The 337-nt window shown below is 40.4% G+C and carries 1 protein-coding gene; it reads right to left on the bottom strand.

Features of this window, described 5'->3' with window-relative positions:
- Positions 1–211: 211 nt before the first annotated feature.
- Positions 212–337 (bottom strand): cold shock domain-containing protein (locus A1232T_RS13490; protein WP_167367091.1); only part of this gene is annotated, 126 nt, incomplete at its 5' end.

The following is a 337-nucleotide window of genomic DNA, read 5'->3' on the forward strand; positions in this document are numbered from 1 at the left end:
TAATTTCAACTTACAACCCTTTAACGACTTCTTACGACAGTGTGTGTCGCCTTATATCCACCCCCTGAAGTGGGTGGTTTTACGGCGACCGGTGATAAATTTAGAATAAGACAAAAAGTACAGACGAAAAAAAACGAGCCAAGGGCTCGTTTTTTTTGATTCATTCAAAGTAATGTTTTTAAATTATCATCACCTTAAATCATCTTCGCTATTAGATAGCTGTGATACCGTGGGCTTGTGGGCCTTTAGCACCTTGAGTTACTGTGAACTCAACTTCTTGGCCTTCAGCTAGGGTTTTGAAACCTGAGCTTGCGATTTCGCTGTAATGAGCAAAAAC

Source organism: Psychrobacter pasteurii, from assembly GCF_900162815.1.
Taxonomy (GTDB): domain Bacteria; phylum Pseudomonadota; class Gammaproteobacteria; order Pseudomonadales; family Moraxellaceae; genus Psychrobacter; species Psychrobacter pasteurii.